The organism is Paenibacillus elgii NBRC 100335 (assembly GCF_004000865.1).
Lineage (GTDB): Bacteria > Bacillota > Bacilli > Paenibacillales > NBRC-103111 > Paenibacillus_G > Paenibacillus_G elgii.
Window position 1 is genome coordinate 1 of sequence record NZ_BIMB01000049.1, and the last position, 26,083, is coordinate 26,083.

Annotated in this window: 23 protein-coding genes and 3 tRNA genes; 21 read left to right on the forward strand and 5 right to left on the reverse strand. The window is 56.2% G+C overall.

Annotated features, from left to right (window positions below; all coding sequences use genetic code 11):
• The coding region (locus PEL01S_RS26865) for an FG-GAP repeat domain-containing protein (RefSeq protein WP_218032558.1) at nt 1-452 on the forward strand (452 nt) is incomplete at its 5' end.
• A 188-nt stretch (nt 453-640) separates the two neighbouring features.
• Here the strand turns inward: PEL01S_RS26865 and PEL01S_RS26870 are convergent.
• Complete coding sequence (locus PEL01S_RS26870; protein ID WP_127462442.1) at nt 641-1,693, reverse strand: 2,3-butanediol dehydrogenase; 1,053 nt, start codon at nt 1,691-1,693, stop codon at nt 641-643.
• Between the two features lie 266 nt (nt 1,694-1,959).
• Here PEL01S_RS26870 and PEL01S_RS26875 point away from each other — a divergent pair, with 266 nt between their 5' ends.
• Both PEL01S_RS26875 and PEL01S_RS26880 read left to right on the forward strand, forming a co-directional pair.
• Nucleotides 1,960-3,003: a LacI family DNA-binding transcriptional regulator gene (locus tag PEL01S_RS26875; RefSeq protein ID WP_063186876.1), complete on the forward strand. Its 1,044-nt coding sequence runs from the start codon at nt 1,960-1,962 to the stop codon at nt 3,001-3,003.
• 82 nt (nt 3,004-3,085) lie between these two features.
• Nucleotides 3,086-3,784 (forward strand): PIG-L deacetylase family protein, encoded by a 699-nt coding sequence (locus PEL01S_RS26880; protein ID WP_127462443.1) that lies wholly within the window; start codon nt 3,086-3,088, stop codon nt 3,782-3,784.
• Between the two features lie 26 nt (nt 3,785-3,810).
• Here the strand turns inward: PEL01S_RS26880 and PEL01S_RS35385 are convergent, their stop codons facing one another.
• A complete protein-coding gene (locus tag PEL01S_RS35385) occupies nt 3,811-4,089 on the reverse strand; it encodes a DNA-3-methyladenine glycosylase family protein (protein ID WP_239551567.1) in 279 nt (92 codons plus the stop codon).
• Nucleotide 4,090: 1 nt separating this feature from the next.
• Nucleotides 4,091-4,465, reverse strand: a complete 375-nt coding sequence (locus PEL01S_RS35390) for a DNA glycosylase family protein (protein ID WP_239551566.1) — start codon at nt 4,463-4,465, stop codon at nt 4,091-4,093.
• A gap of 203 nt (nt 4,466-4,668) precedes the next feature.
• Here PEL01S_RS35390 and PEL01S_RS26890 point away from each other — a divergent pair, with 203 nt between their 5' ends.
• The 11 genes from PEL01S_RS26890 (at nt 4,669) to PEL01S_RS26940 (ending at nt 13,218) form a co-directional block, all read left to right on the forward strand.
• Nucleotides 4,669-5,706 carry an ABC transporter substrate-binding protein gene (locus PEL01S_RS26890; RefSeq protein WP_127462444.1) on the forward strand — a complete coding sequence of 346 codons (1,038 nt, stop codon included), beginning with the start codon at nt 4,669-4,671 and terminating at the stop codon, nt 5,704-5,706.
• Nucleotides 5,703-7,763 carry an iron ABC transporter permease gene (locus PEL01S_RS26895; RefSeq protein WP_127462445.1) on the forward strand — a complete coding sequence of 687 codons (2,061 nt, stop codon included), beginning with the start codon at nt 5,703-5,705 and terminating at the stop codon, nt 7,761-7,763. The genes PEL01S_RS26890 and PEL01S_RS26895 overlap by 4 nt, the downstream gene beginning before the upstream one ends.
• Nucleotides 7,764-8,589: 826 nt before the next feature.
• A tRNA-Glu gene (locus tag PEL01S_RS26900) sits at nt 8,590-8,666 on the forward strand.
• 93 nt (nt 8,667-8,759) lie between these two features.
• Nucleotides 8,760-8,830, forward strand: a tRNA-Gln gene (locus tag PEL01S_RS26905).
• A gap of 9 nt (nt 8,831-8,839) precedes the next feature.
• A tRNA-Asp gene (locus tag PEL01S_RS26910) sits at nt 8,840-8,913 on the forward strand.
• A 53-nt stretch (nt 8,914-8,966) separates the two neighbouring features.
• Nucleotides 8,967-9,542, forward strand: a complete 576-nt coding sequence (locus PEL01S_RS26915) for a ribonuclease H-like YkuK family protein (protein ID WP_127462446.1) — start codon at nt 8,967-8,969, stop codon at nt 9,540-9,542.
• 26 nt (nt 9,543-9,568) lie between these two features.
• Entirely contained in the window at nt 9,569-10,141 is a 573-nt protein-coding gene (locus PEL01S_RS26920) for an RNA 2'-phosphotransferase (protein ID WP_127462447.1), read from the forward strand.
• Nucleotides 10,138-10,932, forward strand: a complete 795-nt coding sequence (locus PEL01S_RS26925; RefSeq protein ID WP_127462448.1) for a TatD family hydrolase — start codon at nt 10,138-10,140, stop codon at nt 10,930-10,932. The genes PEL01S_RS26920 and PEL01S_RS26925 overlap by 4 nt, the downstream gene beginning before the upstream one ends.
• A 474-nt stretch (nt 10,933-11,406) precedes the next feature.
• Nucleotides 11,407-12,039, forward strand: coding sequence for a 3-hexulose-6-phosphate synthase (hxlA, locus tag PEL01S_RS26930; protein WP_108532137.1), 633 nt, complete (start codon nt 11,407-11,409; stop codon nt 12,037-12,039).
• A gap of 5 nt (nt 12,040-12,044) precedes the next feature.
• Nucleotides 12,045-12,602: a 6-phospho-3-hexuloisomerase gene (gene hxlB / locus PEL01S_RS26935; RefSeq protein WP_174807014.1), complete on the forward strand. Its 558-nt coding sequence runs from the start codon at nt 12,045-12,047 to the stop codon at nt 12,600-12,602.
• A 232-nt stretch (nt 12,603-12,834) separates the two neighbouring features.
• On the forward strand, nt 12,835-13,218 hold the full coding sequence (locus PEL01S_RS26940; protein WP_010492813.1) for a winged helix-turn-helix transcriptional regulator: 384 nt from the start codon (nt 12,835-12,837) through the stop codon (nt 13,216-13,218).
• Nucleotides 13,219-13,316: 98 nt separating this feature from the next.
• Here PEL01S_RS26940 and PEL01S_RS35395 read toward each other — a convergent pair whose 3' ends face one another.
• Together PEL01S_RS35395 and PEL01S_RS26950 are read right to left on the reverse strand one after the other, a co-directional pair.
• On the reverse strand, nt 13,317-13,829 hold the full coding sequence (locus PEL01S_RS35395; RefSeq protein ID WP_233455009.1) for an SEC-C metal-binding domain-containing protein: 513 nt from the start codon (nt 13,827-13,829) through the stop codon (nt 13,317-13,319).
• Between the two features lie 156 nt (nt 13,830-13,985).
• Nucleotides 13,986-15,650, reverse strand: coding sequence for a PhoX family protein (locus PEL01S_RS26950; protein ID WP_127462449.1), 1,665 nt, complete (start codon nt 15,648-15,650; stop codon nt 13,986-13,988).
• Between the two features lie 129 nt (nt 15,651-15,779).
• Between PEL01S_RS26950 and PEL01S_RS26955 the strand changes: the two genes are divergently transcribed.
• The 7 genes from PEL01S_RS26955 to PEL01S_RS26985 all read left to right on the forward strand — a co-directional run bounded on the left by PEL01S_RS26955 (nt 15,780) and on the right by PEL01S_RS26985 (nt 26,074).
• Entirely contained in the window at nt 15,780-16,316 is a 537-nt protein-coding gene (locus PEL01S_RS26955) for a GNAT family N-acetyltransferase (RefSeq protein WP_127462450.1), read from the forward strand.
• A gap of 15 nt (nt 16,317-16,331) precedes the next feature.
• Nucleotides 16,332-16,631 carry a DUF6916 family protein gene (locus PEL01S_RS26960; RefSeq protein ID WP_063186896.1) on the forward strand — a complete coding sequence of 100 codons (300 nt, stop codon included), beginning with the start codon at nt 16,332-16,334 and terminating at the stop codon, nt 16,629-16,631.
• Nucleotides 16,632-16,670: 39 nt separating this feature from the next.
• The gene (locus PEL01S_RS26965) at nt 16,671-17,186 is read left to right on the forward strand and encodes a phage tail protein (RefSeq protein ID WP_063186898.1); all 516 of its coding nucleotides are present in this window, start codon (nt 16,671-16,673) and stop codon (nt 17,184-17,186) included.
• A gap of 30 nt (nt 17,187-17,216) precedes the next feature.
• Complete coding sequence (locus tag PEL01S_RS26970; protein WP_127462451.1) at nt 17,217-17,714, forward strand: phage tail protein; 498 nt, start codon at nt 17,217-17,219, stop codon at nt 17,712-17,714.
• A gap of 17 nt (nt 17,715-17,731) precedes the next feature.
• A complete protein-coding gene (locus tag PEL01S_RS26975) occupies nt 17,732-18,253 on the forward strand; it encodes a phage tail protein (protein WP_127462452.1) in 522 nt (173 codons plus the stop codon).
• Nucleotides 18,254-18,324: 71 nt separating this feature from the next.
• On the forward strand, nt 18,325-24,465 hold the full coding sequence (locus tag PEL01S_RS26980) for a putative Ig domain-containing protein (protein WP_163768600.1): 6,141 nt from the start codon (nt 18,325-18,327) through the stop codon (nt 24,463-24,465).
• Nucleotides 24,466-24,634: 169 nt separating this feature from the next.
• Nucleotides 24,635-26,074: an SWIM zinc finger family protein gene (locus tag PEL01S_RS26985; protein ID WP_127462463.1), complete on the forward strand. Its 1,440-nt coding sequence runs from the start codon at nt 24,635-24,637 to the stop codon at nt 26,072-26,074.
• Nucleotides 26,075-26,083: the final 9 nt, after the last annotated feature.

The following is a 26,083-nucleotide window of genomic DNA, read 5'->3' on the forward strand; positions in this document are numbered from 1 at the left end:
AGGGACATGGAGTCGGTTCGCAGATGCAAATGGTAGGAGACGTGAATGGTGACGGCAAGGCAGATGCGATTGTTTACTTCAACGGGGAATGGTGGGTGTCCCTGTCTAACGGTAATGGATTTAATGCTTATCAAAAATGGGTTGAAGGCCACGGAGTTGGTTCACAGACACAAATGGTAGGGGACGTGAACGGGGATGGCAAAGCAGATGCGATTATTTACTACAACGGAGAATGGTGGGTGTCTCTGTCTAACGGTAATGGATTTGGTGCCTATAAAAAATGGGTTGAGGGGCATGGGGTTGGCTCGCAGATGCAAATGGTAGGAGACGTGAATGGTGACGGCAAGGCAGATGCAATCATTTACTATAACGGAGAATGGTGGATAGCGTTGTCTAATGGCAACGGATTTAATGCTTACACTAAGTGGAAGGGGGATGATATTAGACTTTAAGTGGACATTGAGAATAACTAGCTACACGTCATTTTAATACTGCGATATAATTCAGTTCCACCGTCCATCTGCTTCTGCCGCTGGTAGGTAACGGCCAAACGTCAATACGCCATATGGCTCCGCCACCTATAAAGAAAAGCAATCCCGGACATCCATGCCGAGACTGCTTTTCGCTATAAATCCGTTGTTTACGGCTTGGGAGTTACGAGAATTTTAACCTGATTTTTTTCTTTCAACAAAGCTTCAAAGCCATGCTCCACCGCTTCGTCCAGCTTGATTCGCTTCGTAACCAGCTTCTCGGCAGGGAAAAAGCCTTTTTCCATCAACCGGATGACCGCCGGGAATACATTGCGGTAGCCGATGATGCCTGTCATGTTCCGCTCCTTCATGACGAGGTGGTTCGGCCGGATCGGCGCTTCTCTTTCGAAGATGCTGACAATCATGATCTGTCCGGCGACTTTGGTCGACTCGATAGCTTGGGTGAGAACAGGAGGTACCCCGGTGACCTCGAAGGCAATGTCGGCGCCGCCGCCTGTCCGTTTGTGAATCTCTTGAACCACATCGTATTCTTTCGGATCGATGACGATCGCACCCAGCTCTTCCGCTTTGCGCTTGCGTTCCGGCGAAAGCTCGACGGCGTAAATTTCCGAGGCCCCGGAAGCCTTCAGTGCCTCGATGACCAGCAGGCCGATCGGGCCGGTACCGAACACGACGGCTTTGTCCCCGACCTTCAGCTGGCTGGAACGAACGGCGTACAGCGCGACGGCGGACGGTTCGACCAAAGCGCCTTGCTCGTAAGAGACGCTGTCGGGAATTTTATGGACCATGTGTTCATCCACGGCTACATATTCAGAGAAGCCGCCGCCACCGCCGGCGAGGCCGAGAAAGCCCATTTTTTCGCAGAGGTTATATTTGCCCTGCTTGCACGACGGGCATGTCCCGCACGCGAAGATGGGCTCGACGACGACCCGGTCGCCCACCTTCACCGAGGCGACACCTTCCCCGATCTCGACGACTTGTCCGGAAAATTCATGCCCCATCACGATAGGGGCTTTTTCTTTTGTCAGCGGGTGGGCCGTGCTTTCCGGAATAAAAATCGGGCCGGCCACATATTCGTGCAGGTCGCTTCCGCAAATGCCGCACCATTCCACGCGGATTTTCACTTTTCCTTGGAGCGCTTGTGGTTCCGTAATCGTTTCCAAGCGCAGATCCTTCACACCATGCCATCGTAACGCCTTCATGCTTGCATTACATCTCCTTACTGGGTCGAGTAATAAAATCAATTTAGCGATAAAATAGGAAACGTTTCCGTCAATAAATAATGTCACAAGTTTGATACATTTGTCAAATTGATTTACGAATGAAGATGGTTTAAGCAGAGGAGACGGCTTACCGTGCTTGCCAATGGCTCGTCACAAACGGCGGCATCGTATGCTATAATAAAAAGAGACAAGCGACATCGGTTCGTATCATAGAAAACGATTCCAATCAAGAAAGGACATCGCTCTTGACCAGAAAGCAAAAAGTAACGATTGAAGATGTGGCGAAGAAAGCGGGGGTGGGGATCGCCACCGTATCGCGCGCCATTAACGATAGCGGCGGAATCAGTCCCAAAACGAAGGCGCAGATCCTGCAGGTAATTGAGGAAATGGGCTTCACTCCGAATACTTCGGCACAAAGCTTGAAGGTGCGGCAAACGTACCAGATTGCCTTGGCCGTGCCGGATATCCGCAATGCGATCATTCCCGAAATCGCCTGGTCCGTGGAACAGACGGCGAAGCAGCATGGTTACCGCGTCGTGCAGATCAACACCACCGGCAACGCCCGGACCGAGCTTGAAACGGTGCGCGAGGTAAAGAAGCTGCACGTGGATGGGCTGATTATTATGCCGCTTGCATATCCCAAAACATTGGTGGAACTGATCAATAAAGCAAGCGTACCCGTCTCGATTATCAACTATGGCAAAAAGCTCGACGATCATGTGAAAGCGGACGTTGTCGGCTTGGCCAGCCAGGAAGGCCGTCTCGTGATGGAGCATCTAATCAAAATCGGCCGGACGCGAATCGCATACGCGGGTGCCCCGAAGAACAAAATTGAGGAACGGTATTTTGCCTACGAGCAGTCGCTGCCGCAGGTAGATCCTTCCCTCGTTTTTTTCGGCGAGGATTTCTCGTTTGAAACAGGCTTGCGCGCGGCCGATTACTTTTACAGCCTAAAACATATGCCGGATGCCATCTATGCGGTCAACGACATGGTGGCTATCGGCATTGTGAATCGCTTCAAGGAGCTGGGCATCCGCGTTCCGGAAGATGTGGCGGTCGTGGGCATCGACAACAACTTATGGTCGACGGTGACAAGCCCGCAAATCAGCTCGGTCTCGATCATGGGGGATGAAGTGGCCCGCCTGGCTACCGAGCTTTTGCTGAAGCGGATTCGCGACCACGGTACCGGGGAATATGAACGGGTGCAGTTCGAGCCTCGGCTCATTGTGCGGGAATCGAGCGTGGCCGTCATTCGCCAGCCCCCTTCCATGACGAAAAGGGTCAGATGACCGATACGGAAAAAAGGGATGTCGCTTCGTTTTGATCTCCCGAAAGTAGGCTATAATGGGTCTAAAAAGGAGGCGTCTGACGATGGGAGAACCGGTCGGATTTTTATACGCGCACCCGGACGATGAGACCTTTTTGAGCGCGTGCCTGATCCGGCAGCTGGCGGATGAAGGGCATGCGCCCGTGCTGCTGCTGGCGACCAAGGGCGAAGCGGGGCAAAAGAACGGCTACGCGGCGCAAGCCACGAAAGAGGAACTTGCCGCGATCCGGGTCAAAGAAATGGAGAAGGCCGCCGCGGTGCTGGGCATTACGGAAGTGGAGCATCTCGGCTTCCCTGACGGAAAGCTGGACACGGTCGACGAGACGCTCTTTCTGGAGGCGGTCATCCGTTTCATCAACAAACACCGTTTGAAAATCGTGGTAACGTTTCCGGAGGACGGCGGCAATTTTCATCCCGACCATATGGCGATTTCGTGGTTTGCGACAGCGGCCGTACTTAGCGGGCGGTGCCCTTCGGTCCAGAAGCTGTACTACATTCGGTCGAAGACGCTGACCGAGCAAGGCTATGAACCGACGCTCGTCATCGATACGGAACAAGCATGGAGCGTCAAAGCAGAAGCGCTGCGCGCCCATACGTCTCAGCTTCTCGCGATCGAGAGGTATTTCGGGAATTTGGACGTTTTCCCGGAGAACCGGCGCTACGAGTCGTTTGTCTTGAACTGGGAACGGGGGCAGCGCTGGCCTTCCAAAACCGAGACAAACCTATTCGACGGTTTGCTCTAACCGACGGTTCGACGGTGAAAAGCAGCTCAGCCCGAGACGAGTTCCTCGACCGTTTTGCCCGAATCGACATATCCGCGGTTGACGGCTTCCCACAAGTAGAGGGAGGCGACGCTGCAATACGGCGACCATTTCTGCGCATGCTGCGCCAAAGGGTTGCCGTCTTTTTTATGTTCCGCCGAATACAGCCATCGGGCTCCTCGCACCAGTCCCACATCGCCCAGAGACAGCACGTTCATTCGCCCCAAAGAAAAGATCAGAAACATTTCCGCCGTCCATTGCCCGATCCCTTTTACCTTGGTGAGCATCTCAATGACCTCGAGGTCTTCCAGTTGGGGCAGCAGGGCCAGGTCGATTTCCTGATGAAGCAGCTTGGCGCTCAAGTCTTTGATGTAGTTGATTTTCGCGGACGACGGCGCTTCGGAGCGCTTCGGGATCGACCCGGTCGATCTCCTCGGGAGTGATGGAGGAGACGAGCGATCTTACCCGGTTGTTGATGGTGGCGGCTGCTTTCACGGAAAGCTGCTGCCCGACAATCGATAGCACCAGCGACTCAAAATGGCTGCTGCGCACGTTGAACGTCAATTCGCCGATGAGGGCGATCAGAGCGGCCAGCTTGGCATCGTTGCGGCAAAGGTAACTTATCCGCTCATCGTCCGAATTCAGCGTCATACTGTGGTTCACGAAGGTTCCCCCTTTTCCATGGCACCTGCTTTGTTGGCATCATTATCCCATAAAGTATTTCCCGGGAAAATCCTTAGCCATAGTTTTCATCTCCAAATTCATTCTGAACAACAGGGGATTGACAGATGCAGGAAACCATTCTAAACTGTCAATTGATAATGATAATTATTATCAATTAATGTACAACCTTAGGGGGCTGCATCATGTCACGATCTATGCATCATTTTCTATTGGTCTTTTGCTGCGTCATGCTATTCATCGCCGGCTGCGGAACGGCGAATACCAATACAGCTTCCGCTCCGAAAGCTGCTTCCGGCACCGACGCCAAGAAGCCGGAGCAAGCTTCGACGCAAGAGCAGGGCAAATCGCAAGATCCGGCGGCTCGGACCATCAACCATCTGCTCGGCACCACAGAGATCAAAGGCACGCCGCAACGCATCGTCGCCATCGAATGGTCCGTTGTCGAGGATGTGCTGGCGCTGGGCGTCCAGCCGGTCGGCATTGCCGACATCGAAGGCTACAAAAAATGGGTGAAGGTGAAGCACGAGCTGTCCCCGGACGTGAAGGATGTCGGCAGCCGGGTCGAGCCGAGCCTGGAGCAAATCTCCGCGCTGAAGCCGGATTTGATCATCGCGACCAACCGCGTCGAAGCCTTCTACGACAAATTAAAAGCGATCGCTCCGACCATCGTGTTCTATCCGAACACGGAAAAGGAGCCGGATGCATACGCGATGATGGAGAAAAATTTCCGTATCGCCGCAGACGCGCTGAACAAGAAAGACGAAGGGGAAAAAGTGCTGAAGGACGTCGACACGGCGATTGCCGGATTGGCCGACAAAGTGAAGAAAGCGGGCAAAGCGGACTCCGAATTTATCCTGGTGCAAGCTTTCTCGTTGAAAAAAGTGCCGACGATGCGCATCATGTCGGATAACGCGATGTCGGCCAAGGTGCTGATCAAGCTGGGGATGAAAAACGCGTTCAAGCCGAAGGGCTACGTCCCAACCTTCGAAGAAGGGGGCGTCGAGCCGCTGCTTGCCATGAAGAAAGCGAATTTCTTCTACATCGTGCAGGATGACGATAATATTTTCACCAATCAGCTGAAGGAAAATCCGGTATGGAAAAACCTTGATTTCGTCAAGGAAAACCGGATGTACGCGATGGGCGGCGATACGTGGCTGTTCGGCGGACCGCTGTCGGCACAACTGATCGCTGAAAAAGCGGCGGCGGCGATGACCCAATGAGTACGGAAAGAAGCGGCGTAAACGCTGCTTTCTTTATGCGCGGGTGGGCCCCGCCCGTTCTCGTGTTCGGCGGGGGAGCGGCGCTGCTGCTCCTGCTCATGGTCATCCATGTGATGCAGGGCGCTGCCGATTTGACTCCCCGCATGGTGCTTGAAGCGGTCTTTGTTCCGCAGGATACGGCCGAGCATCAGATCGTGCGCACGCTGCGGCTGCCGCGAGTCGTCGCCGGCATGCTGGCCGGTGGGGCGCTTGCGGTTGCGGGCGTGCTGCTGCAGACGATCACCCGCAACCCGCTGGCTTCGGCCGGTACGCTGGGCATCAATGCTGGTGCCTATTTCGCGGTCGTGGCGGCCACCGTGTTCGCCCCGTCGCTGATGGGCGTCTCGCCGATGCTGGTTGCGTTCGGCGGTGCCGTTTTTGCTGCGCTGCTGGCCTATTCGCTGGCCGGGGGACTGCGCGCGACGCCGCTGCGCATGACGCTGGCCGGGATGATCGTATCGATGGCCGTGTCCGCGATGACCGGCGCGCTGCAGCTGCTGTTCGAAGAGGAAACGAGCGGCCTGTTTCTGTGGGGCAGCGGCACGCTCGTGCAGAACGACTGGAGCGGCGTCAGCGCCGCTTGGCCATGGATTGCGGTAGCCGCTGCACTGGCCCTGTTTCTCTCCCGTTCGCTCGACCTGCTGTTGCTCAGCGAGGAGACGGCGCAGTCGCTCGGTCAGCATGTGGGGCGAATCCGGCTGGTCGGTCTTGTTCTGGCGTTGCTGCTTGCCGCCGTGATCGTCAGTATCGTCGGTCCGATCGGCTTTGTCGGGCTGCTTGCCCCGCATCTGGTCCGCTTGATCGGGGTGCGCAGCCACAAGCTGCTTCTGCCGGCCTCCTTCTTATGGGGGGCCGTCATTCTGGTGGCTGCCGACGTCGGCAGCCGGCTGGCCAACAACAGCTCGTATGGCGAGCTTCCGGTAGGCGCCGTGACGGCGCTCATCGGGGGGCCGTGTCTCGCCTACTTGTCCTACCGGGCGGCGCAAAAGCATCGTGAGGTGCCGAAGCCATCCGCCTCGTCGCTCGGCACGACGGCCCGCTTCCTTTCTTACCGGGCACTCCTCGGTATATTCGGGGCGCTGCTCGTGGCGGTCACGATCCTGGGCATGATCTTCGGCGATGTAAAAGTCCCGCTGCAGGACGTGCTGGCGGCGGTTCAAGGCGAAGGCCCCGAGCTGGCTCGCTCGATCGTGCTCGACCAGCGGCTGCCCCGGATGCTCGTCGCGGCCTGCGCCGGCGCGGCGCTTGCGGTCAGCGGCCTGCTGCTACAGGGGGTCGTGCGCAATCCGATGGCCGATCCGTCCATCGTCGGCGTCTCGGCCGGGGCCGGAGTCGGCGCGCTGCTTCTGCTGCTCGTCTGGCCGGAGCTGCCGATCGCGCTGCTGCCTTTTGCCTCCTTCGCCGGAGCGATCGCCGCGGCGCTGATCGTCTATCTCATCGCCCGCAAAACAGGCCTGCAGCCGGCCGTGCTGGCGCTCGTCGGGATCGCGGTATCCGCGTGCGGGTCGGCCGTCATTCAGCTCATCGTGGTCCAGACCAAAATGAACGTGGCCGTGGCGTTAGCCTGGATTTCCGGCAGCACATACGCGCGCGGCTGGCCGGAGCTGGCGCAGCTCGTGGTATGGCCCGTGCTGCTGCTGCCGCTCGCATGGCTGATCGGGCGGAGGGTAGACATTTTGGCCTTCGGGCAGGAGGGCGCAGTGGGCCTTGGGGTCAACGTCGAGCAGACGCGGCTGAGAGCGGCGGCGATCGGCGTGGCGCTGGCGGCCGCGGCTGTATCGATCGTAGGCACGATCGGCTTCGTCGGGCTGATCGCCCCTCATGCGGCACGCCTTCTGATCGGGCACAATCACCGCCGGCTCATGCCGCTTGCTGCGCTGCTCGGGGCTGTCCTACTTGTATTGGCCGACATCGTCGGCCGCAACCTGCTGCCGCCCAAAGAAATTCCATCGGGCCTAATCGTCTCGCTCCTCGGAGCACCTTATTTTCTATGGCTGATGCGGTCATCGCGCAGATAAATCGGATTAAGGATGCGACGATTGTCAGGATGTGAACTATGACTGTGCAGCGACCTTGACTGTAAATAGGATTTCAGCAAACTCAGGCTGCCATTCGGCAGTCTGTTTTGCGTCTCGCAATGATCCGGCCCGTCATGTTTACTTTTGCTCGGTTCTATTTGGGAGCTCTCGGTCACCAATTTTTACTGTGCTGCATCCTTACGGCGGTAAAGCGTGAAGAAAGAAATACAATTTTACAAAAATAATGGTTGACACGCTTGCGAAACGCATGATAAGATTTCACCAACTTGATGAACACAAAAGCGAAGGGAGGTTAGGAACATGAGAACGCATATCGCATTCGAACAACTGTTACATACCGAGCAAGGTTCCGCTCATGATTCCTTTCATAACCAACGCTTTTTACGTAGCTTTCGCGTACCTGTACGATGTTTGGCGCTTTTAGACGCATCGTAATCGGAATTCGGTAGGTGAGGCTGCGAATCGTCGTAGCCTTTTTCTTTTGCCTTGGTGGCGGGAAAAAGGGACGAAGCGCAGCTTTTTTGTTTGCTTAAATTCGTGTGGAAGGAGAGAGTAGCGATGACGAATCATGATAAGATTGTCCATGTTCGCGAGATCCAAATTGAATTACAAACAAAATCCAGTAGTCTTGATTTGCTCCGAACCCCTCCTTCCCTGAAGGTCGGGCGATTCTGACATACGTTTCGGCGTATGCCAAATACGGAGATACAAGGCTGCCGGATCACGGCGGCTTTTCTTATGCCATGGAACGAATCCGAGGCGGAAGAAAAGCGCGTGAGCTAGCAGTCTTTTTCGTTATTAACGCGGCGCATTAGGCAAGTGGTTAAGCCACACGACTTTCAATCGTGCACTCGGCGGGTTCGAATCCCCCATGCGTCACCATTTTATCATGGATAGGATGTAGTCATAGAGGTTGCTGCTCTATTCGGCGACTGGCAGACCTGCGGGCCTTCCCCGCACCTATCCGTCCAACTCAGGGGAATCGCCAAGGGGTAAGGCAGCGGCCTTTGAAGCCGCGAGCGGTGGTTCGAATCCATCTTCCCCTATACTCATATGGAGCTGTGGAGAAGCGGGAGTTCTCGCCGGTTCGTCAGACCGGAGGCCGCGGGTTCAAGTCCCGCCGGCTCCAACCAAATACATAACGAAAGGATGCCGTGTACGTTGTACAGGTGACACAAAACCATGAAGCGAACAAATCTTTTTTCCATGCACGATGACCTCACATTCCACAATGTTACAGAACGCCGCCTCTCCCTCGACGATATGATCGAGCGGATGCTGCGGTTCATCTCTCAAGATCCGGCATCGCCGTATCAATTAATGATCGGTACCGACAGCCAGGTTCACCGCGGTCACACCAAATTCGTGACCGGCATTATTATCCGCCGTCCGGGCAAAGGCGCTTGGGCCTGTTACCGGCAGGTGGTGCTTCCCCGGGAGCTGACCTCCGTCAAAGAGAAGCTGACGATCGAAACGTCGCTCTCGCAGGAGATAGCCTGTTATTTCGAGGGGGACGCGGTGAACCGGATGGAGGAGCTGCTGCTGCCCTATGTGTACCAAGGCGCTTCGCTCGAAGCGTTCATCGATATTGATGCGGGCACGGAACCGATCGTCAACAAGACGTCGTTGTACGTTCAGGAGATGGTGGACCGGGTCGAAGCCATGGGAAGATACGCCGCTCGGGTGAAGCCTGACTCGTACGCCGCCTCCGCCTATGCCAACCGGCATACGAAACGACCAGCCAGTCTGGTCATGTGAACTTGATAAATAAGGAAGAGATCAACATGTTAAATGAAAAAACGGAAATTCGCTTAAGCAAATTTATGACCAAACTGTTAAGACACGATCCTAAAGCATTCGGACTCGTCCTGGACCCGATGGATGGATCGTGCGAATTAAAGGACATGATGCGCGCCATCCGGTCGCAGCCCAGATGGGCGTCGATCACGCTGCAGGATGTGGAGCAAGTCGTGCGCAATTCGGATAAGCAGCGCTTCGAAATCGCGAACGGCCGCATCCGCGCCCGATACGGGCACAGCTACGAAAAGATTCGCTACGAGCCCGGCATTCCGCCCGAGACGCTCTATCATGGCACTAACCGTCATGCCGCGCCGGCGATTTTGCGGGAAGGCATCCGCCCGATGGGCCGCCAGTACGTGCATTTGTCCGAAGGGCTGCAGTTCGCCACGCTGGCGGGCAGCCGCAGAGGGGAGCTTGTCATCCTACGCGTGGACACGGCCAAAGCCCGCAGCATGGGCGTAACGTTTTATTTCGCGGGAAATGAAGTGTGGCTGGCCGACGAAGTGCCGGCGTCTTGCTGTGCCATTGACGAGGGGAAAGGGGCGACCAAACGATGAAGAAGCCGTTGCTGATCGATATCGGAGTCAACCTGATGCACCGCTCGTTTCACCCGGACCGCGACCAAGTCGTCGCCCGGGCGGAAGCGGAGGGCGTTTCTCCGCTTATTTTGACGGGGACGCATATGCGAAACAGCGAAGAAGCCGCGCGGTATGCGGCCAAGTTCCCGGGCAAGCTGTACTCCACCGCAGGCATCCATCCGCACGACGCCCGCAGCTGCGGCCCGGACACGCTGGCACAGCTGCGGAAGCTGGCCGCGCTGCCTTCCGTCGTAGCGATCGGAGAATGCGGCTTGGATTACAACCGCGATTTCTCGCCGCGCGATGTGCAGAGGAAGTGGTTCGAAGCGCAGGTCATGCTGGCGTGCGAGCTGCGGATGCCGTTGTTCCTGCACGAACGGGAGGCGCATGCGGATTTCGTCCGCATCTTGAAGACGCATCTGCACCGGATCGACCGGGCGGTCGTCCACTGCTTCACCGGCAGTGCAAGCGAGCTGAAGACGTATCTCGATATGGGACTGTATATCGGGATTACGGGCTGGATTTGCGACGAGCGGCGGGGCAAGCATCTGCGGGAGCTGGTGCGGCGCATTCCGCTCGACCGGCTGATGATCGAGACGGACGCCCCGTTCCTGACCCCGCGGGATCTGCCCGTCAAGCCGGCGGAAGGACGCAACGAGCCTGCGTTTCTGCCGCACATCTTGCAGGCTGTATCCGTATGTGTGGGCAAAAGCACGGAGGAAGTGGCCGAAGCGACGACGCAAGCAGCCAGACATGTTTTCGGGTTGTAATTGTAACGGAGCGTCTTTCGGCCGCAGCAACCGGCAACCGGCAACCAAACCGGAGCCGGATCGGCGGCATTTGTTGCGCTGCAATCCAATTTGTAAAACAGGCGAACCGGCATACCGGATTCGCTTGTTTTTTTTCTGGAGACGTCCCTTCAACGCATAACGGGTTAAATCGGCATGAGTGCAACCGTATCTTTCCGCTCCAGATTTGCAATCATTTCATTCCAGGCAATCGGCTTGTTCGACAGGACAGCGTAATATCTTTTCGGAAATTTTACAATCAGATCTGTTGGCAGTTCCTTCCCATGATTGTTCATCGGAAGGAAACAAAGGTCGAGTCCGGTCACAGCTTCTCCATTTAATAGTATCCTCCAAGTAACTACCCCACGGCAAAGTGCCTACTTCCTAAAATGAAATGAAGGCTCTACAATGGGCTGTGTCGAACAACAACAATCATTTTGAAGGAGAGATCATCCTATGGAGCTTCAATTGGCACTGGATCTTGTAGACATTCCCGGAGCAAAACAAGTGGTTGCGGAAGTGGCGGAGCATATAGATATCGTCGAAATCGGCACGCCGGTTGTCATTAACGAAGGATTGAGGGCGGTAAAGGAAATCAAAGAGGCATTTCCGGCTTTGCGCGTTTTGGCTGACCTGAAAATTATGGATGCAGGCGGGTACGAGGTCATGAAGGCATCCGAAGCGGGGGCGGATATTATTACCGTTCTGGGTGTCTCGGACGATTCGACAATTCGAGGGGCCGTCGAAGAAGCCAGAAAACAAAACAAAAAAATTATGGTCGACATGATCAACGTGAAGGACATTGAAGGCAGGGCCAAAGAAATCGACGCGCTTGGCGTGGATTACATCTGTGTTCATTCCGGTTATGACCATCAGGCGGCAGGCAAAAACTCTTTTGAAGAGCTTATGGCGATCAAGCGTGTCGTCAAGCAGGCGAAAACGGCGATTGCAGGCGGTATTAAGCTGAATACGCTGCCGGAAGTTATCAAGGCCAACCCGGACCTGGTTATTGTTGGCGGCGGCATTACCGGTCAAGAGGATAAGAAGGCAACTGCGGCTGAAATGAAACGATTGGTTCGTCAAGCCTAATCGCCATGGAAACGATAAAATATGCATCCGAAATCGTGAAGGAGCTTCATCGCTCGGTAGAACGGATTGTCGAAGAAGAAGCGGAAACATTGGCCGATATCATTTTGCAATCCAACAAGGTATTTGTGGCTGGCGCCGGAAGGTCGGGTTTAATGGGACGGGCTTTCGCCATGCGCCTGATGCATACCGGTATAAACGCCTATGTGGTCGGGGAAACGATAACTCCCGGCATCGGCAAGGACGATGTCCTGATCATCGGCACGGGCTCGGGGGAAACAAGAAGCTTGATCCCAATGGCCCAAAAAGCGAAAGGTCTGGGTGCATCCGTTGTTGCGGTTACGATTGCTCCCGAGTCGGCGATCGGAAGTTTGGCAGATGCTCTGGTGAAGCTGCCGGGATCGCCTAAAGATCAAGCAAGCGGCGGTCATACGACGATCCAGCCGATGGCTTCTTTGTTCGAACAAACATTATTGGTATTTTACGACGCTGTCATTCTTCGGATGATGGACAAAACGGGACTGGACTCTGACCGGATGTACGGCAGACATGCCAACCTGGAGTAAGTCGATCGCAAGATACTTGAAAGTCCTCGCCGCTCTTGGTGAGGACTTTCATTCATACATGAAGCCACGGGAGGTTGGAACCTGTGGATTCAGCGGACATACTGTAGAAAAAAGCAGTTGATGCATTCGAACCATGTACAAACTCATCGACTCCTTTGGTTTCCAAACAGATGGTATATCCTTTTATCTATTGTAGTTACTTATGGTATACTATCGGGAGGAGGGGATGACGATGGCGAACGAGGTAAGAGATCGAATCGATTTGATGACGATTAACTGCGAGAAGGAATTGACGCTGGCCGTGATCGGAGGCAAATGGAAATTAATCATTTTGTGGCATCTCGGGTTGAAAGGAACGAAACGGTTTAGCGAACTGAAAAAATTGATTCCCCACATTACGCAAAAAATGTTGACCAATCAGCTGCGCGAATTGGAAGAGGATCAGTTGGTTTTCCGTAAAGTATATCCCGAAGTTCCGCCCCGGGTCGAATATTCTTTGACGGAGCACGGTGAAAGCCTCGTACCTGTCTTGAAAATGATGTACAACTGGGGGAAAAATTACGGGGAACAAGTCATATGGAAAGACGGGCGGACTTGCCAGGAGACCGCATTATAGTCGACCCTTGACACGTTGGCATAGTTGCAACGACAAAAAAACCGTTTTCCCGATGAGTCGGGAGAACGGTTTTTGTTTTGTTCGGCATATGTTACGGTCTATTTGCCGTTTTTCATCTGCTCGGCGAACTCCGTAATTTTTTGCGCCCGTTGAGCGATCGAACCGGAGGATACGTTGTACTTGGCCGAAAGTGCCGATTGCGTCACTTCGCTAACGCCGTGCATGGAGCCGATGGCGTATTCCATAGCGGCGAGCATCACGTCCGCTTTGCGGATCTGCGGGCGTTCGTGGGACGCATAAGCATGCCATAAGGCAACGGCTTCCGTAATGCGCTGCCAATCAAAGGTTCCCGCCATTTGTCCGGCTAATTGTTCGGCGACCGATTGATATATTTCTTGAGGCCAGTCCAGCACCTCAATGAGTGTCTGCACGGTTTCCGCATTGAGAGACGGACCTTGATCCGCTGAAGGCCGGATGTTGGACGGCGAGCCGGTATTCGGCGCTGCCGCTTGGAGTTGAGGCGCTTCACCGGTCAGAAGGCAGCAGTGCTTGTACTTCTTGCCGCTGCCGCAAGGACACGGCTCATTTCTTCCAATTTTTCGCAATTTCATTCCACTTCCATTTCTTCTGCCAAATTCACTCTGATGACATTATAGCCTTTGAAAGGAAAAATTCCAAGGCTTCGACACGATTCGACAGCATTAGGCGTAAATCTGGTGCTTTTTATGAGGCAAAAAGCCTCCGGCAGAGGAGGCTTGTCTTCCATTTTAAGCGAAGCCGCTGATGGCGACGACGGACGGGCGAGGGCCGGAATCCCCGGAGCGGTGGGGCCATAGGCTCGTCGGTCTGCCAGCTTGCGCTGTGGTTTGACCGGGGTGCGAAACGGACAGGAACAAGGTCCGCTCGTCCGCCGTGAAGCAGGGGCCCGTCAAGGCCGCTTCCACGGGTGCGGATGCAAAAAGCTGCGCCGCCGTGGCGTCTTGGCCGGCTGTGCGGACCACGTACAGCCCGTTGTTGCGGAACGGAGCGTACGCGCCTTGATTCAGCTTGTCCGCCGGGATATCGGAGGCGACCCACAGGTTGCTCCGGTCGTCGAAGAGGAGCGTTCCCGGCGAGCTGTAGCCGCTGCTGTGTCCGCCGTTCGATACGATCTCGTAGTCGAATGCGGCGGCGCCTGCATCCCCGTTCTGTTCCGCAAGCTTCGCCAGATGCCCGTGGATATTCCCGTGGCGTACATTATTCGGATAGGCTGCGATCAGGGCGCCGCTTTTGGCATGAACAGCCAAACCGGCCGGCCTGTCGGTTGGCGTCGCACCCAAGATCAAGGCGGCGTCCTGAGCGTAGACGAGCACATCGGCTTGCTCCTTGTACCGCTCGACGAGCACTTCCTTAATTTGATTGACGCCGAACGGCACTTGGAAGTCGTTGCCGTTCAACGCTTTCTTGACGGCTTCGATCGTCAGCGGGACCCATCGCCCGTTGACGAGGTCGGCCGCGTAAAGCGTGCCCTCGGTCAGCAGGTCGGCGTTTGCTTTCCCCGCACTTGCGTTGAATTTCCCGGCGCTGACAAATTTGTAAAGACACGAATCCGGGGTCGTGTCTCCCATGTAGACGACCACGCGGCCGTCCTTGCTTAGCGTTACGGCCAGCTGGCCGTGATGGAACCGGCCGAGGGCGGTATGCTTACGCAGCTTGAAATTGCCGTCGAACGGATCGGCTTCGACCACCCAGCCGTAGTGCGACAGCTCAAGCCCCGCGCTGCCGCAGGTGCTCTCGAAGTATCCTTCACAGGAAAGCACGGTGCCCCAGGGCGTGACGCTCCCCGCACCGTTCCCGAAGGTGCCTTGCACCAGCGCGGCTCCCTTCACGGCGCGCGTTCCCCGGGCCGGACCGGCAAGCTCGACCCGGTCATAGCCCGTAATCCGTCGTCCGTACGCGGAGTCGGGGTTGATTTTCCACTTGCCTTCCCGATCGCGGTACGCTTCGACGATCGAGGCTCCTTGGTTGTACAATAGCGATTTGACCTGATCTGCGCCAAGAGGGCCGGGCTGTCGTTGATCCAGCGCGAGCAGCGGGTGGACAGAGGCGTGATTGACCCAGAGAAGTCCGTTCACCTGCTTGTCGTCGAACGGAAAGAAACAGGTAAATTCGTTGTTGTAGCCGAACGTATCGCCCTTGCCGTTAATCGGGTCTCCGAAGCTGACCAGAACGTCGTGCCTGAAGCCTTTGGGGACGACGAGCTCGTCGTCCGCCCCCGGTTCGATCGGTGCGAAAGCATCGGTTACTTTGCCGGTTTTCCGGTCAAACAGGAGATCGCTTGCGGCGGCACTGCCGGTAAAAGCGCCCAAGCCTGTCGAAGCCGCGGCAATCGTAACGGCTCCGGTGCCAAGGTAAGCCAGAAACGTGCGTCGGGAAAGCGTTTTATTGTTCATTCGAAATCTCCTCTATTAAAGCATCAATTCGTTGTAGCCGAAAGGTAGGAAACTATGTATAATTTAATTGAACAATCTAGTAATTTATACCTAAACTTTAAGATAGCATAAAATGCTGGTTTGCGGAATATGGCGGCAGACGCAGCGGACAATTTTTTTGACGGCCATCAGGCCCGGAGGCAGGTGCAGGCGGTGTTACGGTTTTCCCGCGCCCAAGCGGAGGACGAGTCCTTTCTTTATGAAGTGTATGCAAGCAGCCGGATCGAGGAAGTCGGGGCATGGGGCTGGGGACCCGGACAGATCGACCCGTTTCTCCGGATGCAGTACGGGTTCCAGCAAAAGGCGTACGCTGCGCAGTATCCGGAAGCCGGGTGGGAGATCGTTTGGCTCGGGCGGGAGCGGGTCGGCCGTTGGATGACGGCCCGGCTGGAAGACCGGATCGTGCTGGTCGATCTGGCCCTGCTTCCTTCGTATCAACGGCAGGGGATCGGCACATCGCTGCTGCAAACGCTTCAGCACGAAGCGCAAAAAGCCGCTAAGCCGCTTTGCCTGAGCGTGCAGGTTCATAATCCGGCCCGGCGTTTATACGAACGGCTCGGGTTTCGTACAGTGCAAGAAACCGAATTGTACTGCGAGATGATCTGGCATGCCGATACTCTATTCTAACTGTAGGTGATATTTTTGCGCGCGGATTCTTTTTCATCTTTTCATGGTGCGCTGCACACCGGCTTTAAAGTACTGCTGGAAGAAAGCGAAGCCGAATTGATTTTGATCGAGGCCAAGGACACTGGCACCTCACCCGATTACGAGCAGTTCTCATTACTCTTTGCAGGCCCCCCGGAACCATTTTTCCCACAGCAGATCTATCTGTTCCAGCATCCACAGTTGGGCGAACTCCACCTTTTTACGGTACCCGTAGGCAAAAATCCCGAAGGTTTTCTGTATGAAGTTATATTTAGCCGCCCGCTGGCAGCACAATAGCGTTCACTATACCGAATCAAAAAAAGGAGTTGATTGTTGATGTCAGGGTTATATCTGGGGGAAATCCGGATGTTCGCCGGGGAGTATGCGCCTGTAGGCTGGGCGTTTTGCGACGGACAGCTATTGTCCATTGCAGAGAATAATACTCTCTTCAACCTGATTGGCACGACCTACGGCGGGGACGGGCAGATGACCTTTGCTTTGCCGGACTTGAGGGGACGGGTGCCGATCCATATGGGACAGCGGCCAGGGAATAGTTCTTATGTATTGGGACAAAACGATGGCGTCGAATCCGTAATGCTGAACACGAACCAACTGCCTGCGCATACGCATAAGGCGATGGCTCAGTCGCAGCAGGGGACGACGGATTCGCCGAAAGACGGATACTGGGCGAACTCGACGCTAACGCAGTTCGGCGGCGGAACGCCGAGCGGAACAATGAACCTCGGCGCCTTAGCGCAATCCGGAGGCGGTCAGCCGCATGACAATATGATGCCTTTCACAACCATTTCGTTCATTATTTCCTTGAATGGGACTTACCCTAGCCAAAACTAATTTAGACGGATTGCAGGAGGAGGAGTTGGGGTGTCGGAACCTTATCTCGGACAAATTAAATTATTTGCTTTTGGCTTTGCGCCGAGCGGATGGGCTCAATGCAACGGACAAATATTGCCGATTAACCAGAACCAGGCTTTGTATTCCATTCTGGGCAACATCTATGGAGGGAATGGAGTAACTACCTTTGCGCTCCCGGATTTGCGCGGGCGGGTGCCGATTCACGTCTCACGTGACTTCGTTTTAGGACAAGCCGGAGGCGAGGAAGCGCATACGCTGACCTTAAACGAAATACCGGCACATACCCATCAGGCGTGGGGGAGCAATGACATAGCCTCGTCCAAAAGCCCCGCAAATAACGTCTGGGCCAAAACGGCGGTAAGCTCCTACCATACGCAAGCCGACAAACAGCTGAATGCGGGCGCTGTGGTCAATGTGGGACAAAATCAAGCTCACACGAACATGCAGCCCTATACGGTATTGAATTTTTGCATTGCCCTTCAAGGCATTTATCCAAGCAGGGAGTAGGGGGAAGGAACAGGCTCATGGATAGTTTTCTAGGGGAGATCACGATATTTGCAGGCAATTTTACTCCTAGAGGCTGGGCTGTCTGTAACGGACAGCTTATGCCGATCGTGCAAAATACGGCGTTGTTTTCGATCCTTGGCACGAAGTATGGAGGAGACGGGAAAACGACGTTTGCCCTGCCGAATTTGCAGGGAGCGGCTCCGATGCATCAGGGGGAAGGGTCGGGGTTGACGAAGCGTAATATCGGGCAGTCAGGAGGCAGCCAAACGGTAACGCTAATGGCGGCGGAGCTTCCCATACACACGCATCCGGTCAACTCCGCTGCTTCAGGTTCCGGAACGACGGTTGAAGGAATGGTATGGGCGAAAACCCCGGGGCGCGTCGGGGGAGCCGCTTACGGCGGCTTTACGAATACCGTTATGATGAATACGGGAGCGATCCAGTCGGAAGGGGGCTCCCAGCCTCATAACAATATGCAGCCCTATCTTGCCGTTAATTTTATTATTTGTATTTCTGGTGATTTTCCTCCCAGGGGCTAATGCGCCGGTATGAATAGCGCGCTATTGGTCATTAAAAGGGAGAATCGGTGGGACGAAGGAAGGATATGGGAATGAGAATGAGCGCCATGGTGGATCATGCGCAAGCAAGGCCAACCGCAAGCTTTGTACGAACGCTTGCCGTTTTCGGCGGTGCGGCGGTTTTATTGTTGCTTTTGTCCTTGTTTGCGGCCTCTTCCGCTTTCGCGGCTACGATAACCGTGGACACGACAGCCGACACACCGGGAAACTGTTCGGTAGCGGGTCAATGCTCGCTGCGGGCGGCGGTGAATCAAAGCAACGGCTCGGGCGGATCGAATACGATTCAAATTCCGGCCGGGACTTACGTGTTGGATTCGGGAGAATTGGCAGTTCGCAGCAACGTGGAGATCATCGGAGCGGGAGGAGATCCTAACGGGAACCCAGCGGGTACGGTGATCAAGCAGACGGGGGTGACAGGCAATCGGGTATTCAATCTGAATCCGGATTCGGATACCGGCTATACCATCTCGTTGAAGGCGCTAACGGTCAGCGGTGGAAAGCTTGGGGCCGGCGGCGAGCTGTACGGAGGCGGAGGAATTCTTGGCTACACAGGCAGCCAAGGCACGGTAACGATCGAGAACTGCGTCGTCACCGGGAATTCCGTATCGGCCCCCGGCCATTGGGGCGGCGGCATGAATATCGCCGGACTACCCGGAGGCAAGGTCGTTCTTCGGAACACGGTCGTTCAAGGAAACACCGCTATGGAACGGGGAGGCGGCGTGCATTTTGAGGGCGATATGAACATTGACGTATTAAGCTCCGTTATCGATGGGAATATCGCTTCGAACGGTTTGGGGGGCGGGATGACTGTTTTTCCCGCTTCGGCAGGGGGGCAGATCCGGATCGACGGCACAACGATTTCCCGTAACCAAGCCAACGGAACGATCGATCCTCAGGCAGGCGGCGGCGGGCTTTACCTCAGCGTACCGGCCACGATAACGAATACGACGATCAGCGGCAATACGGCCAAGGGGCAAGGCGGCGGCTTGTATGTCGCTTCAAAAGGAAACATTACGCTGACGCACGCCACTTTGTTCGGCAATAAGGCCGATCAGGGGGGCGGCGGGTTGTATGTGCAGGATGGCAATCCGAAGCTGCAAAACACGCTTGCCGCCGGGAACAGCAAGGCAGGGAACGCTGCCAGCGATCTTGAAGTACGGATCGGTCAAAACGTCGTTGCGGGAATCGACGCCACAAGCAGCTACAATCTGATCGGACTTGGTGGCAACGGACTAGTGCCGGTAGGAAGCGGGAATCTGGTGGATGTTGCCGACCCGGGTGTGCTTCCTTTGGGCGCCAATGGCGGTTTGGGCGAAACGAATGCTTTGAAGGGAAGCAGTCCCGCGATCGGCAAGGGAAGCAACGCTTTGGCAACGACGTTCGACCAGCGGGGCTTTCCGCGGAAAAAGAACGTCGCCGTCGATATCGGCGCTTATGAAGGACTGCCGGATGCCGCGATCGGTGCGAATGGCACCTATGCCGTGACCCTTCCGTGGGACGAAACGAAGCTTTCCGGGTTGACGGCCACCTCCTCCGATCAAACGGTGGTTCCGAACGGAAACGTCGTCATCACAGGCAGCGGGGCCACACGCACATTGACCGTTTCGCCGATGGCCGGCGGTACAGCCGACATTCAGGTAACCGCCAACAGCTCGGTTTCGGGAATGTCCCGCAGTTTAAGCACTTCGTTCAAGATGACGGTTACGGGCCCACCGGACCTTTCCATCGCCAAGACGCACACGGGCGACTTTACGCAGGGGCAAACCGGCGCTACATATACAATGACGGTCAAAAACCTCGGAGACAGTGCTACAACCGGTACGGTAACGGTAAAGGATACGCTACCCGCCGGAGTGACGGCTACCGGGCTCGTGGGAACGGGATGGACTTGTACCTTGGGTACGCTCACCTGCACGCGAACGGACACGCTCCAGACGGGGGCGAGCTACCCGGACATTACGTTGAAGGTAACCGTGGCGGCGAATGCGCCTGCAAGCGTCACGAACACCGCCGCAGTGTCGGGTGGAGGAGATGTAAATACGTCGAATAACACGGCCAGCGATCCGACGAATATTATTCAGTTGCCCGATCTGACGATTGAAAAATCCCATGCGGGGAACTTCAAGCAAGGACAAACGGGGGCCGCGTATACGATCATCGTCCGCAATGCCGGAACGGGCACGACAAGCGGTACGGTAACGGTGACGGACACACTGCCTGCGGGGATGACCGTTACGGGATTCGCGGGCACGGGCTGGACTTGTGATCCGGGAACGCTCACCTGCGGCAGATCGGATGCGCTCGCTTCCGGAGGAAGCTATCCGCCGATCACGATGACGGTGAACGTAGCGGCCAATGCGGCTGCGCAGCTCACAAATACGGCCACAGTCTCAGGCGGCGGCGATGCCAATAACGGTAATAATACGGCTAGCGATCCGACGACGATCATTCCCGTCGCCGATTTGACGATTGTGAAGTCCCATACGGGCAGCTTTACGCAGGGGCAAGCCTCGGCCGCGTATACGTTGACCGTGACCAATAGCGGACAAGGTGCAACAGACGGCTCTACTGTCATCGTAACGGACACGGTGCCTGCCGGGCTCACGTTGAAGGGACTTGCCGGTAACGGCTGGACCTGCGATATCGGAACGTCAAGCTGCACCCGATCCGATGCGCTGGCCGGGGGCGCCTCCTATCCTCCGATCACTGTAACGGTATCGGTAGATCAAGATGCGGCTGCAACCGTCACGAACACGGCGGTCGTTTCCGGCGGCGGCGAGCTCCAGACTGGCAATAATTCGGCCGGCGACGCGACTGCAATCCATCCGAAGCCGCAAATCGCCACTTCGAGCTTGCCGCAAGGGATGGTTGGCATGGCCTATTCACAAGTATTGACCGCAACGGGTGGCGTTGGGACATACGTGTGGGCTATCGCAGACGGTACGCTGCCTGCGGGTGTAACGTTCGATCCCGCGACGGCGAAGCTTAGCGGCACGCCGACGACGGCGAACAGCTACAGCTTTACCGTTCAGATTACAGACGGCAACGGCGTAGCGGCGACAAAAGAGCTCACGATTCAGGTAAATCCGATGCTTGAGGTTTCGACAACCGGCGTGCCGCATGGCGCTGTCGGCGCAGCCTATACGGCTTCGCTTGAGGCCAAAGGCGGCAACGGCGTCTACACATGGAGCATGGCTGCCGGTACGCTGCCAAGCGGGCTAACGCTTGCGGCGGACGGCACCTTGAGCGGGACGCCGACCGGCGAAGGCGCGTTCTCTTTCACGGTTCTGGTGAAGGACGGCAACGCGATGACGGCGTCCAGAGCGATGACGCTTCAGATTCACCCGCAGCTTGTCATTCAAGCGCCGGCTCTGCCGGAAGGCACCGTGGGAGTAGCCTATCCGCAGCTAAGCTTCAGCGCAACCGGCGGGAACGGGGCGTACACATGGTCGGTCGTAAGCGGCTCGCTTCCGGCAGGCATGACGTTCGATCCGGCGACTGCCGCGACAAGTGGAACGCCAGCGGCGGACGGCACGTATAGCTTCACGGTCCAGGTTGCGGATGGCAATGGCGTAAAGGCGACAAAAGCTGTCACACTGCTAGTCCGTGCGGCATTAACGGTCCAAACGCCGGAGCTGCCTGCGGGAACGGTGAGTGTGGCTTATGTTGCACAAGAGTTTTCCGCAGCCGGCGGCAGCGGGACCTACACGTGGTCAGTCGGCGGTACAGTGCCTGCGGGACTGGCGTTTGCCGTTGACCCGCTTGATCCGAAGAAAGCTTTCGTTCAAGGGAAGCCGACGACGGCAGGGAATTATGAGTTTCAGGTTCAAGTGAAGGACAGCAACGGTGTCACGGTCGTTAAGAACCTTAGCATCCAAGTGAATCCGGAGCTAACCTTCACGGCGGCACCTTTGCCGGAAGGCACTGTAGGCTTGACCTACGCAGGCAGAACCTTAAGTGCGGCGGGCGGCAGCGGCATCTACCTCTGGAGCGTCGAGGATGGCCGTCTGCCCGATGGCCTGACACTGGATGCTTCCAGGGGAACGATAGCCGGAACGCCGAAGGAATCCGGTATCTACACGGTGACGATTCAAGTGAAGGACGGCAACGGCATAGCCGTATCCAAGGTTCTGACGCTGAAAATCCATCCTCCGGTTTTGCTGGGAATCGCTTTTGAGGCATCGGAGTATGCGGTTTTGACAGGGGAAACCCGGGATACCGTTGTGAAGGCGACTTATTCGGACAGCGGGGTTGTCAGATTAACTACCGGCGTTGTGTATACGATCAAGGATACGTCGGTGGCCGTGGTTAACTCATCCGGCCAAATCACCGGGGTAAAAAGCGGAAGCACCGTGCTTGCGGCCACGTATGGCGGTATCACGGCCGAAACGTCCGTCCTCGTCAATAAAAGCATCACCGGGCTCGCCTTCGACCGGCCTTCTTACAACGTGAAGGTTGGGGAGCAGGCCAATACGGTCGTCAGCGCAACGTACGGCGGCGGACGAATCGTCCTGACGAACGGAGTGATTTACTCCGTCAAGGATGCCGCTATCGCGGAAGTGGATCTGCGCGGAGTGGTTACGGGCAAAAAGGCGGGAACAACCGTGGTGAGCGCAACGTACGGCGAGGATACGGTTCAGGCGACGATTGTCGTCAGCCTTGATGTTAACCTTACTGGCATCCGCTTTACGCCAGATACGTACGAGCTGAAAACGGGTCAATCCGTTCCGACCGTACTCATAGCGGATTTCTCGGATAAGACCACGGCGCCAATCGGCCGTGGGGCGGTCTACACATTCCAAAGCGAGGGGATCGCCCGGATCAACGAGGAAGGCGTAGTGATGGCGCTGCAGCCGGGAACGACGGTCGTGACCGCGACTTACGGCGGACGTACGGCGACCGCGGTCATCCGCGTAAGCGCTCAGAGCAATGACAGCGGTAGCGATTCGCCCTCGTCGTCTTCCGGGGGATCGTCGGGTCCGGCGCCGACGCCGAATCCCGAAGGGATTGCGGTAAACGTCCATTCGCACGACGGCTCGAAAGAAACCATTAACGTATCTCAGGACGACATCCGAAGCGGTGTGATCCGGGTTACGGCTTCCGCTTCCTCCGCTTACGTGGAGCTGCCATCGGCTACCATTGCGAAGCTGCTGGCGATGAATCCGGAGCTGTCGATCTTGTTCCAGACGGCTGGCGGGCTGATTGAACTGCCGCTGGCGCAGATCGACCCGCAGACGCTGGCGAAGCTGCTCGGACTGCCGGCCGACGATCTCCACGTTAACGTCGGAATCCGTACGCCCGATGCTCAAGAGCGCGAGCAGCTCGGCGAGTCGCTCCGTCGCATAGGCGGCAAGGAGCTCGCAGCGCCGACCGATTTCTACGTTCGTCTCATGGACAGCAAGGGCAACGAAATCAAGCAAAATGTTTTCAACAGCTACATCGTTCGCACGCTGCCGTTAAACGGACAAGCGAATGCGACGACCGCTACCGGCGTATGGTGGGACCCCGAAACGCGCGAATACCGCTTTGTCCCGACCGTATTTGAAAGCCGGGACGGCAAGCCCGTCGCGAAGCTGAAACGACAAGGCTTCAGCGTGTATACGGTACTCGATCGCTCCGTTTCGTTCGGAGATCTGCAAGGACATTGGGCGAAAGCGACAATCGAATCGCTGGCCTCCAAGCTGATCGTGCAAGGGCGCAAGGCTGACGCGTACGAGCCGGAAGGCCGCGTTACCCGGGCGGAATGGGCCGCCTTGCTGGTTCGCTCGCTGGGGCTTAACGTCTCGCAAGAGCAACCGCCGTTCGGCGATGTAAAAGCTGGCGACTGGTTCGCCGCATCGGTCGGCGCCGCGCATAAAGCGAAGCTGATCGACGGGTACGAAGACGGCACCTTCCGTCCGAATCAAACCGTCACCCGGGAAGAGCTGGCGGCCATGACGGCGCGTGCGATCAAGTACGTCGGGGCGAAGCCCGCGGACATCCGCAGCGACAGCGAATCGTTCCACGATTCCGCCAACATTTCCGGGTGGGCCGGCGACGCGGTGCGTCAGGCGGTCAAAGCCGGAATTATCGAGGGCGACGATCAAGGCCGTTTCCGGCCGTCCGATTCGGCCTCACGAGCCGAGGCGGCAACCATGCTGTACCGGCTGTTGAAAGCCATCTCGTTTATCTAGCAAACGACGAAAGACCAAGTCCGATTGGAGCGGGCTTGGTCTTTTTTTACCTGCAGGCCATTGTCATCAGAGATAGAATGCTATTTTTTTACCATTTAAAAAAGGAAAAAGGCTCCTGCACGTGGAAAAAGGCTAAGATCACCTTATTTTTACCAAGGAGCATGCGATGATAGCTACAATGACAGAAGCTTATGTGGATTCCGTTGCATTGAATGCCGCTGCGATCAAGAACGGCAGGGATCTCGTCAAGAAAAACAGCTTCCCGAAGCTGTGCCGGTCAGAGGACGAAACGCTCATTTTCGGGGAGTGCAAAGGAAGCGGCAAGGAGCCGTACCGGTGCTCCGTCGATTTCGTCAAGCCGGACAGCCCCGTATTCCGCTGCAGCTGCCCGAGCCGGCAATTTCCGTGCAAGCATATTTTAGGCTTGATGTACGCTTACGTTCTCGGTAAAGAATTTCAGATTGATGCGATTCCTCAGGACATCGCGGACAAACGGGACAAGGCGGAGAAACGGGAAGAGAAGAAGAAGGAAGCGGCGGCCGCCGGAGAAGAGACGGTCGTCAAGCGAAAACCGAACAAGTCGGCCTTGGCTAAAAAACGGGCCGCCCAGCTCGAAGGCATCGCCTTATTGGAAAAGCTGGTTCAACAGATTGTGCAGAACGGGCTGGTAGGGCTCGATGCGAAAACAGCCAAGATGATGGAAGAGCAAGCGAAGCAGCTTGGAAACTACTATATTCCCGGCGTTCAGGCGGCGTTTCGCGAATTGCTCTTTATCCTGCGTACGTCCGAAGACCGTGAGCGCGTGTACACGGAAGCGATGGACCGCTTAACGGTATTGCAGTCTTTGATTAAGAAAAGCAGGGACTATTTAACGGAAAGACAGCAAAATCCCGAGCTTCCGCCGGATACGGAAAGCGGCTTGGAAGAACGGCTCGGGCATGCTTGGCAGTTGGCCGAGCTGCGCGAGCACGGATTAGCCCGGCATGAGGCGGAATTGGCACAGCTCACTTTCCGTTCGTATACGGATGAGGCAAGAGGCGAGTACGTCGATGAGGGCTTTTGGATGGAGCTGCAGAGCGGCGACATTTTTGCGGTTCGCAGCTACAGACCGCTCCGGGCGGCGAAGCATCTGAAGGAAGAGGATTCGTTCTTCTCGGTCGTGGCCGCAAAGGAACTGCTCGTCTACCCGGGAGACTTGAATCCGCGGGCGCGCTGGGAGGATATGACTGTCCGCGATATGAAGCCGGAGGACTACGGGACGATCCGAAGCCATGCCCGGCGTTCGTATGTCGAGGCGGTCAAGACGGTCAAAAATCAATTAAAAAACCCGCTGTCCGACAAACATCCGGTGATGCTGCTTCACTACGCCAAACTAGGCCGGATCGGGGAGAACTACGTATTGGAGGACGAGCAGGGCAAACGGATCGTTCTCGGCGATATCCCGACGTTGGGCAAGCCGAGCACGCAGCTGCTGCCACTGCTGAAGCACGGCGATACGCGCGATCAGGCCATGCTGGTCATGTTCGAGCACGAGTTTGCCGATGGAAGGCTGCTGGCTCAGCCGCTCGCTCTCGTGACGTCAAGCGAAATTGTCAGATTTATTTACTAAAACAAGGAG